Below are 12,839 nucleotides of genomic sequence, written 5' to 3'. Positions count from 1 at the left end.
CGCCCGCAGCGTCAGGACCTGAAGACCGGTGCCGTCTGGATCGGCGAATCCAGCGTGAACTGGAACCGTTCGCCGTGGAAGCGTACCGCGCCATAGAGCAGCGGCGCGCCAGTCACGGCGTAGTAGACGTGTTCGGTCTGGAGCAGCGGCGTGCTCGGGCGCACCGCGAGAAGGCGCGCGATGCGTGGCTCCGCCGGGATGCAGCGCACCGTGTTGGTGATGCGGGCCGGCGCGCGGCCCAGCGCCGTCGTCAGCAGGGAAATGATTGCCATTTCCTCCAGCATCTGCCGGGTGACGTGCCGGCCGATCTCGACCGGCACGAAACGCTGTTCATGGGCGAAAGCTTCGTCGTCCAGCAGGCGCAGGCGCTCGATATGCTCGACGGGCGTGCCCGGCGCGACGCCAAGGCGCTCTTCGACCTCAGCGGTGGCCGGATGCGTGCTGCGGCTCAGCAGGCGGAAGCGGATGGTCTTGCGCGCCGCGCGCATCTCGTCCTCGAAGGCGAGGCTGACATCGTGATTCAGCCGCTCGGGCGCGACGAAGGTGCCGCGGCCGCGGCCGCGCGTGACGAGACCGGTGGAGACGAGATGCGCCATCGCCTGGCGCACGGTCGGCCGGCTGATGCCGAAATGCTCCATGCATTGCGCCTCGGTTGGCAGGGCGCGACCGACGAGCGCGGCCTGGTTCATGCGCAAGGGTGTCGACAGCCGCTCCGCCAACTGCATGTAGAGCGGCATGGCGCTGGTCGAATCGAGCGGTGCGAGGTCGTCCAGGTCCAGGGCGGTGGCGCCGGTGTCACGGATCTGCGATGCCGCGCTTTGGCTCATGGCACAGCTTTCTCCGGCAGGCGGTCGGCCGCGCCGACGGCGATTGACAGCAATTCGAGGCGCCTCATAATGTCCTGACATTACGCCAATGTCGGCCTTTAACACAACGAACCTTGGCCGAATGTCCTCATATATGGGGCGATCCGCATGGGGAAGCACGGACCCTGCCGCCCGGAGAGCCGCCGCATGACCAACGCCATCCTCACCACCCTGAGTCCGGAGCGGCTGCGCGAAGGCTATGCCTCCGGCTTCTGGCGCGAGGAGACGCTTTATGCGCGGGCCGTGGCGCAGGCGCAGCGCGCGCCGGACGCCATCGCCATCCGCGACCGGCGGCGCGCGATCGGCTGGGCCGCGCTGGTGGCCGCGACCGATGCGTTGGCCGCGGACCTGCGCGAGGCCGGGCTGCGGCCGGGCAACCGTGTCGCCGTCTGGCTGCCGAGCCGCATCGAGACCCTGGTCGCGCTGCTGGCCTGTTCGCGTGATCGCTATGTCTGCTGCCCGTCGCTGCATCGCGATCATACCGTCGGCGAGGTGGTCGAGCTCTGCGCCCGAATGCGCGCCGCCGCGCTGATCGCCGAGGAGGGTTACGGCGCCGACGCGCATCGCCATGATATCTTCGCCGCAGCATCGGCGGTCGGATCGCTGCGCCGCATCCATCGACTGCCGAAGCTTGACGATGATGCCGAGGGCGCCTGGGCCGGGTCAGTGCTTGCGAAGGGGCCGGCGGTGGTGCCGATGTCCGCGCCGGATGGCGTGCTCTATCTCGCCTTCACCTCGGGCACCACGGGTGCGCCGAAGGGCGTGATGCACAGCGACAACACGGTGCTGGCGAATGCGCGAGCGATCATCGCCGACTGGTCGCTCGGCCCGCAGGACGTGATCTGCACGCTGAGCCCGCTGAGCCACAATCTCGGCTTCGGCTGCATGGTCATGGCCTGCGAGGCCGGCTGCGAACTGGTCCTACCGGACCTGCCGCGCGGCGCCTCGCTGCTCGACCGCGTGATCGCGACCGGGACCACCTTCCTGGTCGGCGTGCCGACCCATGCGATCGACCTGCTCGCCGAGATCCGCAAGCGCGGGGAGGCGCGTGTCGGCGCGCTGCGCGGCTTCCGCATCTCCGGCGCCGCGGCGCCGCGTGCCGTCGTCGCGGAACTGCTGGCGCATGGCGTCACGCCGCAGAGCGGCTACGGCATGACCGAGGCCTGCTCGACCCACTACACCCTGCCCGCCGACTCGCCCGAGCTGATCACCGGCTCCTCCGGCCGTTGTGCGCCGGGCTATGAGGTGCGCGTCTTCGCGCGCGAGGATGCCGACCGCGAACTTCCGGCCGGCGAGGTCGGGCAGATCGCGGGGCGCGGCACCTCCCTGATGCTCGGCTACTACGACGACCAGGCCTCGACCGAGGACAGCTTCAACCGCGCGGGCTGGTTCATGACCGGCGATCTCGGCTGGGTCGATGAGCAGGGCTATATCCGCATCACCGGCCGCAAGAAGGACGTCATCATCCGCGGCGGCCACAACATCTTCCCCACCAAGATCGAGACCCTGGCGATGCAGCACCCCGCCGTGCTGCGCGCCGCCGCCCTGCCCGTGCCGGATGACAGGCTGGGCGAGAAGGTGTGCCTGGCGGTGATGTTCCGCCCCGGCACCTCGGCTGAGGCCGAGGAGATCCTGCTGCATCTCGATGCCGCCGGCCTGTCGAAGTACGACATGCCGGAATTCTTCATCGTCACGCCGGAGATCCCGCTGACCGCCAGCGGCAAGATCCTCAAGCGGGCCGTCGCCACGCAGCTCGAGGCCGGCGCGCTGACGCCCGTCCCCGTCCGCCTGCCCGCTGCAGCCCGTGGCTGACGACCGGTTGGACCGGCTGCGCGCCGAGATGGCGCGCTCCCCCTTCCACGCCTTCCTGAAGCCGGAAGCGACGGCGGTCGATGCGGAGACCGGCGCCGTCACGGTACTGCTGCCGTTCCGTCTGGAGTTCCGCCGCGCCTACGACGTTGACGACTATCACGGCGGCATCCTCGCGGCGCTGATCGACCTGACCGCGCATGCCGCCGTCGCGGTGCAGTCGGGTGACATGGCGCCGACCATTGATCTGCGCGTGGACTATCTGCGCCCGGTACCGGGCGTGACGCTGATGGCAAAGGGACGCGTGCTGCGTCTCGGCCGGTCCATCGCGCGGGCGGATGTCGAGGTCTTCGCGGCGGAGAAGCTGGTCGCGGCAGGACGCGGGACGTTCCAGGTACGCTGAAGAGGATACGCCAGATGAAGGCCGTGACCGTCCGGGAATTCGGGCCCATCGCCAATGTTGCCGTCGAGACCATGCCCGATCCGGTGGCCGGGCCCGGCGAGGTGCTGATCCGCGTCGCGGCGGTGGCGGCGAATTTCGTCGATACGCTCGTCATCGGCGGGACCTACCAGTTCCTGCCGGAACGGCCCTTCGTGCCGGGCAAGGGGCCGGCCGGGACGGTGGTCGCGATCGGCGCCGGCGTCACCGGCTTCGCGGTCGGCGACCGGGTTCTCGCCATGGCGGAGATCGGCGGCTATGCGGAGCTGTGCGTGGCGCCGGCCGCGCAGTGCTACCGCCTGCCTGACGGCCTCGCCTCCGCCGATGCGGCGGCGATGTCGCTCGCCTACGACACGGCCTGGTTCGCGCTGCGGGAGCGCGGGCGCTTCGCGGCGGGCGAGTCGGTGCTGGTGCTCGGCGCCACCGGCGCGGTCGGTTTCGCGACCATGCAGCTTGCCCGGGCGCTCGGTGCGTCCCGCGTGATCGCGGGCGTGTCGTCGCTCGCCAAGGCGCAGACGGTGCGCGAGGCCGGGGCGGATGCGGTGGTGGAGCTGACCCGGCCGGATCTGCGCGACAGCTTGCGCGACCAGGTGCGCGCGGCGACCGAGGGCAAGGGCGTGGACATCGTCATCGACATGCTCGGGGGCGATGCCTTCGACGCGGCGCTGCGCGCGCTGGCCTGGAAGGGGCGGCTCGTCGTGGTGGGCTTCGCCGCGGGCCGCATCCCAAGCGTCAAGGCCAACTACCTGCTGGTAAAGAACATCGAGGTGAGTGGCCTGCAGATCAGCGACTACCGCAAGCGCATGCCAGCCCTGGTCCGCGAGTGCTTCGCGGAAGTCTTCGCGCTGTTCGAGGCCGGGCGGATCAAGCCGCCGCCGTCACGCAGCTTCCCGCTGGCGCAGGCGCGGGATGCGCTCGGGGCCCTGCTGGACCGCTCGGTCCCCGAACGCATCGTGATGATCCCCTGACGGAAGCCGTCAGGAGACGCTGATTCCCGCGGCTCGGATCAGCGCGCCGAGCCGCGTGCTCTCCTGCTGCATGAAGGCAGTGAACTCGGCCGGGGAACTGCCGACGCCCTGCGCCGCCAGGGCGCGCAGCCTTGCCTGCACCTCATCCGCGCGCAGCGCCGCGGCGATCGCGCGGTAGAGCGTCGCGACGGTATCGGGCGGCGTCTGCGCCGGGGCATAGACGCCGCAGATGTCGCTCAGCACGAAGTCTGGAATGCCGGCTTCGATGCCGGTCGGGACATCGGGCAATTGCGGGATGCGCTGCGCCGTCACTGCCACCAGCGGCCGCGCCCCGGCCGCGAAGGCGGGGGCGAGGCTGCTGACTGAATTGAAGGAGGCTTCGATCACCCCGGCCGCGAGATCGCGCGCCGCATCGGCGCCGCCGCGATAGGGCACGTGCTCAAGCTTGATGTCCGCCCGCTGCTGCAGCAGCTCCGCGGCCATGTGCTGCGCCGTCGCGTTGCCCGGCGTGCCATAGGTGATCGGCGTGTCGCGCCGGCTGCGCGCCAGCGCCAGGAAGCCCGCCATGTCGGCCGCCGGGAAGTCCTTGCGCACGGCGAGCACGGTCGGGAACAGCACCACCTGGCTCACCGGCGCGAAGGCGGTCGCGTAGTCGAAGGGCAGGCCGCTGAAGAGGAACGGGTTCGACACATGCGTCAGCGTCGAGAGCAGGATGGTGTGCCCATCCGCCGGCGCCGTCGCCACGACCGCGGCGGCATTGGTGCCGCTGGCGCCGGAGCGGTTCTCCACCACCACGGTCTGGCCGAGCGCGGCCCCCATGCCGGGCGCGATCAGCCGCGCGATCGTATCGGCCGCGCCCCCCGGGGCGAAGCCGACCATCACGCGGATCGGGCGGGACGGAAAGCCCTGGGCGCGCAGCGGCGCCGGGGCGGCGAGCAGGCCGGTGGCGGCAAGCGCCGCGCGGCGCGAGAGGATCACCCGCATCACAGCGTGATCCGCGCATCGGCGATGAGCTTGCGCCAGGTGTCGAATTCGGCGCGGAGCATGGTCGCCGCCTCGGCGCTACTGGTGCCGCGCGGTTCGACGCCGACGCGGGCGAGGCTCGCGATCGTCGCCGGTTCGCGCAGCACCTCGGTCACCGCGGCATTCATCCTGGCGATGATCGGGTCCGGCGTGGCGGCGGGGGCGAGCAGCGCCAGCCACAGATCCACGACGAAGCCGTCCATGCCGGCCTCCTGCATCGTCGACAGGTCCGGGAAGGCGGCGCTACGCCGCGCGCCGGTGGTGGCGAGCGCCTTCAGCTTGCCATCCGCGACCAGGCCGCGCGCGCCGGCGATGCTGCTGAAGGAGAACTGCACCTGCCCGGTCATCATGTCGGCGAAGCCCGCCGCGATGCCGCGATAGGGCACATGCGTCGCATCGCCGCCGGTGCGCAGGGAGAACATCTCACCCGCCAGGTGCGGCGTCGTGCCGACGCCAGCCGAGGCATAGCTGTACCGCCCCTTGTTGGCGCGGACGAGGGCGATGAACTCGGCGATGGTCTGTGCCGGCACGGAGGGCGAGACGACCAGCACGAGCGGCGAGCTGGTCACGATCGAGATCGGCCGGAAATCCCGGAAGACGTCGTAGGGCACCTGCTGCTGGAGCGACGGATTGATGATCAGCGCCGGGTCGATCAGCAACTGCACGTAGCCGTCGGCGGGCGACTTCGCGACGTAGTCGGCGCCGACCACGCCGCCGGCGCCGGACCGATTCTCCGCGACGACCGATTGGCCGAGTTTCTCGGTCAACCCCTGCGCGATGACGCGCCCGACCGTGTCCACCACGCCGCCCGGCGCATAAGGCAGCACGAGCCGGATCGGGCGATCCGGGAAGGTTTGGGCGTGTGCGGCACGCGCGACAGCCAGGCTGGCGGGTGCGGCCAGGAGGGTCCGTCGGTTCAGCGTCGGCATCGAACAGGATCCGTGGTTGGGTGTGCTGAGCCGTGTCTGGCAGGCGGTGCGGTCTTTGCCGCACTTTCCCGGTGATCGGTTCCTCGCGGTTCGGCGCACGCCGTCGTGAGAGGGCGTCCTAATGTAAAGACATACGGACTATTACTGCAACACCGAATATCCGCCGGCTGCGACGCCGTCGCTACCGCCCGGCGGCGAAGCGTCCGACCAGGCGATGACGGTCCCCGGCGTGCCAGAGCCGCGCGAAGGTGACCGGCACCGGCCCGTTCCACGTGCGGCGTTCGACCACCAGCGCGGCCTCACCGGCCTTCATGCCAAGCAGCTTCGCCACGCGCGCCGGTGCGGCGACGGCGCGGATCGCGTGTTCCGCCTCGGTCCAGGGCACACGGTCGAGAAGCCAGCGGCCGGGGGAGACGGCGGCGAAGGGTTCGGTCGCGGCATCGGGCGCGGCGTCGAGGTTGATGAGGCGCTCCTCCACCTGCATCGGCGTGTCATTGGCCAGATGGCGCGTCACGATATCCAGCAGATGCGCGCCGGCGGGCAGGTCCATATCGCCCTCGTCGGCCGGGCGGACGGCGCGGGAGAGAATCTCGAATCGGTGTTCCTGGCCCGAGGCGCGGATCTCGGCGCCGATGTCCCAGATCTCGAAGACCGCGCGGCCGCGGGCTTCCGGGCTCGCCACCGTGCCGGCGCGGCGGTTGCGACGCACCAGGCCTTCCGCCGCGAGGGCGGCGACCGCGCGATGGACCGTCATGCGGGAGGCCCCGAACAGCGCCATCAGCTCGCTTTCCGGCGGGATGCGGCCACCGGGCGGGATGCGGCCGGTCAGGATGGCCGAGCTCAGCGCGCGCCGGATCTGGCCGTGCACCGGGCCTTCGCCGTCGAGGACAAGGGCGTTCATGCGGCAAGCATGCCGGCGATGCGGCGGGCAGGGAACGCCGGTCGGGAAAATAGGCGCTTGCGCATCGGCGCGGCCTCTGATCAGAATAATGTCTATACAATAATGCCGCTGGCGATCCCTGGCCAGGGCGTGATGCAGGGGGTTCGGTGCGTGACGGCTCTGAAGGCCGATCTGCTGCTGACCGGGGCGCGGCTCGCCACCATGGCGGGGCCGGCCGGGCTTGGCGTGGTCGAGGATGGGGTCGTGGCGGTCGCCGGCGGCCGGATCGCCTGGGTCGGGCCGGCGGGCGAGGCGCCGTCGATCGATGCCGCCGAACGCTTCGACTGCGGCGGGCGCTGGGTGACGCCGGGGGTGGTCGATTGCCACACGCATCTGGTCTTCGCCGGCAACCGTGCCGATGAGTTCGCGCGGCGGCTGGCCGGCGAATCCTATGCGGACATCGCACGATCCGGTGGCGGCATCGCCGCGACGGTGCGGGCGACGCGGGCGGCGAATGAGGCAGCGCTGACGGCGGCGTCCCTGAAGCGCCTCGATGCCCTACTGGCCGAAGGCGTGACGACGGTCGAGATCAAGTCCGGCTACGGCCTGGATGAGGAGACGGAGCTGCGCCAGTTGCGCGTGGCGCGCGGGCTGGCAGCGCATCGGCGCGTCTCGGTCGCGGTGACCTATCTGGGTGCCCATGCGGTGCCGCCGGGTGGCGATCGCGCGGCCTATTTGGATCTGGTCTGCGAGCGGATGATCCCGTGCATCGCCGCCGAGGGGCTAGCCGACGCGGTGGATGTATTTCAGGAGGGCATCGCCTTCGACGCGGCGGAATGCGCGCGCGTCTTCGCCGCGGCTCAGGCGGCCGGGCTGGCGGTGAAGTCGCATGCCGATCAGCTCAGCGACGGTGATGGCGCTGCGCTGGCGGCGCGGCATGGGGCGCTGTCGACCGATCACCTCGAATACACCAGCGAGGCCGGCGCGCGCGCGATGGCGCAGGCCGGCACGGTGGCCGTGCTGCTGCCGGGTGCTTTCCTGATGATCAACGAGACGCACAGGCCGCCCATCGCCGCCTTCCGCGCCGCGGGCACGCGCATGGCGGTGGCGACGGATCTCAATCCCGGCTCCTCGCCGATTGCCTCGCCGCGTGTCTGCGCGACGCTCGCCTGCGTGCTGTTCGGCATGACGGTCGACGAAGTGCTGCGGGGCTTCACCATCGAGGCGGCGCATGCGCTCGGCCGTGCCGATCGGATCGGCAGCATCGCGGCCGGCAAGGATGCGGACCTCGCCGTGTGGTCTGTGGAGACGCTGTCGGAACTCGTCGCGCAGATCGGGCCGTCGCCGCTTTTTGCGCGCTTTCACCAAGGGGTGCGGGCATGACTGCGGTCCTGACACCGGGCGCAGTGCCGCTCGGCGCATGGCGAGACGTGATGGGTGGTGCGGCAATACCGCTCGATCCGTCGGCGCACGAGGCAGTGGATCGCAGCGCCGCCGCGGTCGCGCGCGTCATCGCGGCAGGCGAGACCGTCTATGGCGTCAATACCGGCTTCGGCAAGCTGGCATCGGTGCGCATCGGCGATGGCGACCTGGCGACGCTGCAGCGGAACCTGATCCTGTCCCATGCCTGCGGCGTCGGTGCGCCGCTGCCGGAGGCCGTCGTCCGCCTGATCCTGGCGATGAAGGCGGCAAGCCTCGCGCGTGGTGCCTCTGGCGTGCGGTGGGAAGTCATTGCCCTGATCGAGGCCATGCGCGCGAAGGGCGTCCTGCCGCTGATTCCGGCCAAGGGATCGGTCGGTGCGTCGGGTGATCTGGCACCGCTCGCGCATATGACTGCGGCGATGCTCGGCGAAGGCGAGGCCATGCCGGGCGTTCCGGCGGCGGACGCGCTGCGCGCCGCCGGGCTGGCGCCGGTCACGCTCGGCCCGAAGGAAGGGCTCGGGCTGATCAACGGGACGCAGGTGTCGACGGCGATCGCGCTCGCCGGCCTCTTCGCCGCGGAGCGCGTGTTCCAGGCGGCGCTGGTGGCCGGCGCGATGACGGTCGATGCGCTGCGCGGGTCCGACACGCCCTTCGACGCGCGTATCCATGCATTGCGCGGCCATTCAGGCCAGGCGGAGGTCGCGGACGCGCTGCGCGGGCTGCTCGCCGGCAGCGCCATCCGCGAGAGCCATCGTCACGGCGACGACCGCGTGCAGGACCCCTATTCGCTGCGCTGCCAGCCGCAGGTGATGGGCGCGGTGCTCGACATGCTGCGCTTCGTCGCGCGCACGCTCGCGATCGAGGCAAATGCCGTGACCGACAATCCGCTGGTGCTGGATGACGGGTCCATCGTCTCGGGCGGCAACTTCCACGCCGAGCCTGTCGCCTTCGCCGCCGACCAGATCGCCATCGCGCTGGCCGAGATCGGCAGCCTGTCCGAGCGCCGGACCGCCTTGCTTGTCGATCCGGTGATGAGCGGGCTGCCGGCCTTCCTCGCCCGTAATGCGGGGCTGAATTCGGGACTGATGATCGCGCAGGTCACGGCGGCGGCGCTGACCTCTGAGAACAAGCAGCGCGCCATGCCGGCGAGCGTGGACTCGCTGCCGACCTCCGCGAACCAGGAAGACCATGTGTCGATGGCGACGCATGCGGCGTATCGGCTGCTCGACATGGCGGCGAATGCGGCATCGATCATCGGCATCGAGGCGCTGGTCGCGGCCGAGGCGCTGGAGCATCGGCGGCCGTTGACCTCCTCCGCGCCGCTGGAGGCAGTGCATGCGACGATCCGCACGCGCATTGCGCCACTGGTGGCGGATCGGTTCCTCGCGCCCGACATCGCTGCGGCAACGGGGCTTGTGGAGGGCGGTGCGCTGGTCGGTGGATTGCGGCTGCCGGAGGTCGTGTCGTGAGGCGGGATCGGCTTTGCCCCTCCTGGACCCACCCCACCAAAGGTCACAAGGCCTTTGGAAACTTCAACTTGGTGTTGGGCACGACGCAACGTCCGAATGAGGAAGCGCGGCTTCGGTGCCCAGCACCTGAAGGGCCATCTGGCCGTCGCGGCCAGAGGACGCATCGCCGTTTCGTCGAACAGCGCCACGCGGAGCCAGGTATTGGTTTCCAAAGGCCTTGTGGCCTTTGGTGGGGTGAGGTCCGGAGAGGGGCAAAGCCCCTCTCTGGTGCCAAGCGCCACCATGCCTATGGGACGGGATCCCTGCAGCCACGCCTTCTCAGGAAAGGTCCGACTCCATGACCCGCATCGCCAATTCCCGCATCGTCACTGCGCCGCGCGGATCGGTCCCCATCTGCCAGAGCTGGGGCGCCGAGGCGGCGATGCGCATGCTGATGAACAACCTCGATCCCGAGGTTGCGGAGAAGCCCGAGGAACTCGTCGTCTATGGCGGCATCGGCCGTGCGGCGCGCGACTGGGACGCCTTCGATCGCATCGTGTCGTCGCTGAAGGGGCTGGAGCCGGAGGAGACGCTGCTCGTCCAGTCCGGCAAGCCGGTCGGCATCTTCCGCACTACGGCGGATTCGCCGCGCGTGCTGATCGCGAACTCGAACCTCGTGCCGCATTGGGCGACCTGGGAGAAGTTCCACGAGCTCGATCGCAAGGGCCTGATGATGTACGGCCAGATGACGGCCGGGTCGTGGATCTACATCGGCAGCCAGGGCATCGTGCAGGGCACCTATGAGACCTTCGTCGAGGTCGGGCGCCAGCACTATGGCGGTTCGCTCGCGGGCAAGTGGATCCTGACGGGTGGCCTCGGCGGCATGGGTGGGGCGCAGCCGCTGGCGGCGACCATGGCCGGCGCCTCGATGATCGCGGTGGAATGCCAACCTTCCCGCATCGAGATGCGGCTGCGCACGCGATACCTCGATGCGCGGGCCGAGACGCTGGATGAAGCGCTGGCAATGGTCGAGGCGGCGAAGAAGGATGGTCGCGCGATCTCGGTCGGGCTGCTCGGCAATGCCGCGGAGGTCTTCCCCGAGATTCTGCGCCGCGGCATCCGCCCGAACGTCGTCACGGACCAGACCAGCGCGCATGATCCGCTGAATGGCTATCTGCCTGCGGGCTGGACGCTCGCGGAGTGGGAGGAGCGGCGGGAGCGCGATCCGGCCGGCACGACGCTCGCGGCGAAGCGGTCCATGGCGCAGCATGTCGAGGCGATGCTGGGCTTCTGGAACCAGGGCATCCCGGTCGTCGACTACGGCAACAACATCCGCCAGATGGCGAAGGAAATGGGCGTCGAGCACGCCTTCGACTTCCCCGGCTTCGTACCCGCCTATATCCGCCCGCTGTTCTGCCGCGGTGTCGGGCCGTTCCGCTGGGCGGCGCTGTCCGGCGACCCGGAGGATATCGCGAAGACCGACGCCAAGGTGCGCGAGTTGCTGCCGCATGATGCGCATCTGCATACCTGGCTCGACATGGCGGGCAAGCGGATCTCCTTCCAGGGGCTTCCGGCGCGGATCTGCTGGGTCGGGCTGGGGGATCGCCATCGCCTTGGTCTCGCCTTCAACGAGATGGTCGCGAAGGGTGAGGTGAAGGCGCCGATCGTTATCGGGCGTGACCACCTCGATTCGGGTTCGGTCGCCTCCCCGAACCGGGAGACGGAGGCGATGAAAGACGGGTCGGATGCCGTCTCCGACTGGCCGCTGCTGAATGCGCTGCTGAACACGGCATCCGGTGCGACTTGGGTGTCGCTGCATCATGGCGGCGGCGTGGGCATGGGCTTTTCGCAGCATGCCGGTGTGGTGATCGTGGCGGATGGGACGGAGGCCGCGGCGAGGCGCCTGGCGCGCGTGCTGTGGAACGATCCCGGCACTGGCGTGATGCGCCATGCCGATGCCGGCTACGACATCGCCATCGAGCACGCGAAGAAGATGGGCATGAAGCTTCCGGCCCTCGGCATCGGCGTCTGAACGGGTGCGGCGTTAGTCCGACAGCGCCTGCGAGTCGGACGAACGGCGCAGCATGCCGACGCGTTCCGGCTGCTGCGGGTCGAACATGCCGCCGCGGGCGAAGGCGTGCCGCACGAAGCCTGCGAAGGCCTCGACCGCCGGGCGCCGCGGTCGGGCAGCCATGGACAGCAGCATGATCGTGACGGCGGGCAAGGCGGGCTCCAAGGGCAGGGCGACGATGCGGCGCCCATCCACGGTGTAGGGCGAACGCGGCACGATGTTCAGGATGGACCAGCCGTGTTCCGCTGCGACCATGCCGCGCACCATCTCGATGCTGCGAGAGCGGAAGCCGATGCGCGGCTCCAGCCCAGCGGTGCGGAACAAGCCAAGAAAATAATCGCGCGACTGCGGCAGGTCGAGCAGCAGGAAGGGTTCCTCGACGAGTTCGGCCAGCTTCACCGAGGCACGCCGCGCCAGCCGGTGGGTCACCGGCAGCACGGCATGCGGCGGCAGATGCGCCAGCGGTTCGGCGCGCAGTCCATCGCGCAGCGCGTAGTCATAGGCGAGGGCCAGTTCTGTCCGTCCCTCGACCAGGCCGTCCAGCACTGCATCGTGGTCGCCTTCCTCCACCGCGACGCGCACGCGGGGAAAGTCGCCGCGGAAGCCGGCGAGCAAGGACGGGATGAAGCGCGGCGCCACCGAGATGAAGCAGCCGACGCTGATCTCACCGATCGGGTCATGGCCCATGGCGCGGGCGGCGTGGGAGAAGTCCTCGGCATGCGCGAGCAGCGCGCGCGCTTCGGCCAGCACGCGCGCGCCGGCCGGCGTCGGCGACACGCCGCGGGCAGGGTGGCGCACGAAAAGGGGGAAGCCGAACTCGGCCTCGCAGGCCGCGATCGCCTCGCTGAGCGAGGGCTGGGACAGCCGCAGTCGCCGGGCAGCGCCCGAGATGGAGCCGGTATCGGCAACCGCGACGGCATAGGCCAGGGCTCGCAGGGGCAGACGCATCTGCATAGGATAATCCGAGGTCATTGCCCGGAAGAA

The 12,839-nt window shown here is 70.1% G+C and carries 11 protein-coding genes; 6 read left to right on the top strand and 5 right to left on the bottom strand.

The annotated features are described in order from the left end of the window. Nucleotides 1-11: 11 nt before the first annotated feature. Nucleotides 12-827, bottom strand: a complete 816-nt coding sequence (locus KPL78_RS16230) for a GntR family transcriptional regulator (RefSeq protein ID WP_219764017.1) — start codon at nt 825-827, stop codon at nt 12-14. A 186-nt stretch (nt 828-1,013) separates the two neighbouring features. On the opposite strand from KPL78_RS16230, the gene KPL78_RS16225 reads away from it, so the two are divergent. The 3 genes from KPL78_RS16225 to KPL78_RS16215 are packed head-to-tail and all read left to right on the top strand — an operon-like array spanning nt 1,014 to nt 4,082. Next, nucleotides 1,014-2,678: a class I adenylate-forming enzyme family protein gene (locus KPL78_RS16225; RefSeq protein WP_219764016.1), complete on the top strand. Its 1,665-nt coding sequence runs from the start codon at nt 1,014-1,016 to the stop codon at nt 2,676-2,678. Beyond that, nucleotides 2,671-3,078, top strand: coding sequence for a PaaI family thioesterase (locus tag KPL78_RS16220; RefSeq protein ID WP_219764015.1), 408 nt, complete (start codon nt 2,671-2,673; stop codon nt 3,076-3,078). Before KPL78_RS16225 ends, KPL78_RS16220 begins: the two co-directional genes overlap by 8 nt. 14 nt (nt 3,079-3,092) lie before the next feature. Then, on the top strand, nt 3,093-4,082 hold the full coding sequence (locus tag KPL78_RS16215; RefSeq protein WP_219764014.1) for an NADPH:quinone oxidoreductase family protein: 990 nt from the start codon (nt 3,093-3,095) through the stop codon (nt 4,080-4,082). Between the two features lie 9 nt (nt 4,083-4,091). Here the strand turns inward: KPL78_RS16215 and KPL78_RS16210 are convergent, their stop codons facing one another. The 3 genes from KPL78_RS16210 to hutC form a co-directional block, all read right to left on the bottom strand. After that, a complete protein-coding gene (locus tag KPL78_RS16210; RefSeq protein ID WP_219764013.1) occupies nt 4,092-5,066 on the bottom strand; it encodes a Bug family tripartite tricarboxylate transporter substrate binding protein in 975 nt (324 codons plus the stop codon). Then, the gene (locus tag KPL78_RS16205; protein WP_219764012.1) at nt 5,066-6,034 is read right to left on the bottom strand and encodes a Bug family tripartite tricarboxylate transporter substrate binding protein; all 969 of its coding nucleotides are present in this window, start codon (nt 6,032-6,034) and stop codon (nt 5,066-5,068) included. The genes KPL78_RS16210 and KPL78_RS16205 overlap by 1 nt, the downstream gene beginning before the upstream one ends. A 181-nt stretch (nt 6,035-6,215) precedes the next feature. Beyond that, entirely contained in the window at nt 6,216-6,935 is a 720-nt protein-coding gene (gene hutC / locus KPL78_RS16200; protein ID WP_219764011.1) for a histidine utilization transcriptional repressor HutC, read from the bottom strand. A gap of 150 nt (nt 6,936-7,085) precedes the next feature. On the opposite strand from hutC, the gene hutI reads away from it, so the two are divergent. The 3 genes from hutI to hutU all read left to right on the top strand — a co-directional run bounded on the left by hutI (nt 7,086) and on the right by hutU (nt 11,816). Further along, a complete protein-coding gene (gene hutI, locus KPL78_RS16195) occupies nt 7,086-8,297 on the top strand; it encodes an imidazolonepropionase (protein WP_432761283.1) in 1,212 nt (403 codons plus the stop codon). Further along, a complete protein-coding gene (gene hutH, locus KPL78_RS16190; protein WP_219764010.1) occupies nt 8,294-9,805 on the top strand; it encodes a histidine ammonia-lyase in 1,512 nt (503 codons plus the stop codon). The genes hutI and hutH overlap by 4 nt, the downstream gene beginning before the upstream one ends. A 337-nt stretch (nt 9,806-10,142) precedes the next feature. Next, nucleotides 10,143-11,816, top strand: a complete 1,674-nt coding sequence (gene hutU / locus KPL78_RS16185) for a urocanate hydratase (RefSeq protein WP_219764009.1) — start codon at nt 10,143-10,145, stop codon at nt 11,814-11,816. Nucleotides 11,817-11,828: 12 nt separating this feature from the next. On the opposite strand, the gene KPL78_RS16180 is transcribed toward hutU, so the two are convergent. After that, on the bottom strand, nt 11,829-12,803 hold the full coding sequence (locus tag KPL78_RS16180; protein ID WP_219764008.1) for a LysR family transcriptional regulator: 975 nt from the start codon (nt 12,801-12,803) through the stop codon (nt 11,829-11,831). Nucleotides 12,804-12,839 lie beyond the last annotated feature (36 nt).

The organism is Roseomonas alba (assembly GCF_019430885.1).
Classification (GTDB): Bacteria; Pseudomonadota; Alphaproteobacteria; order Acetobacterales; family Acetobacteraceae; genus Neoroseomonas; species Neoroseomonas alba.
This window is presented reverse-complemented; position numbering and strand designations above follow the sequence as displayed.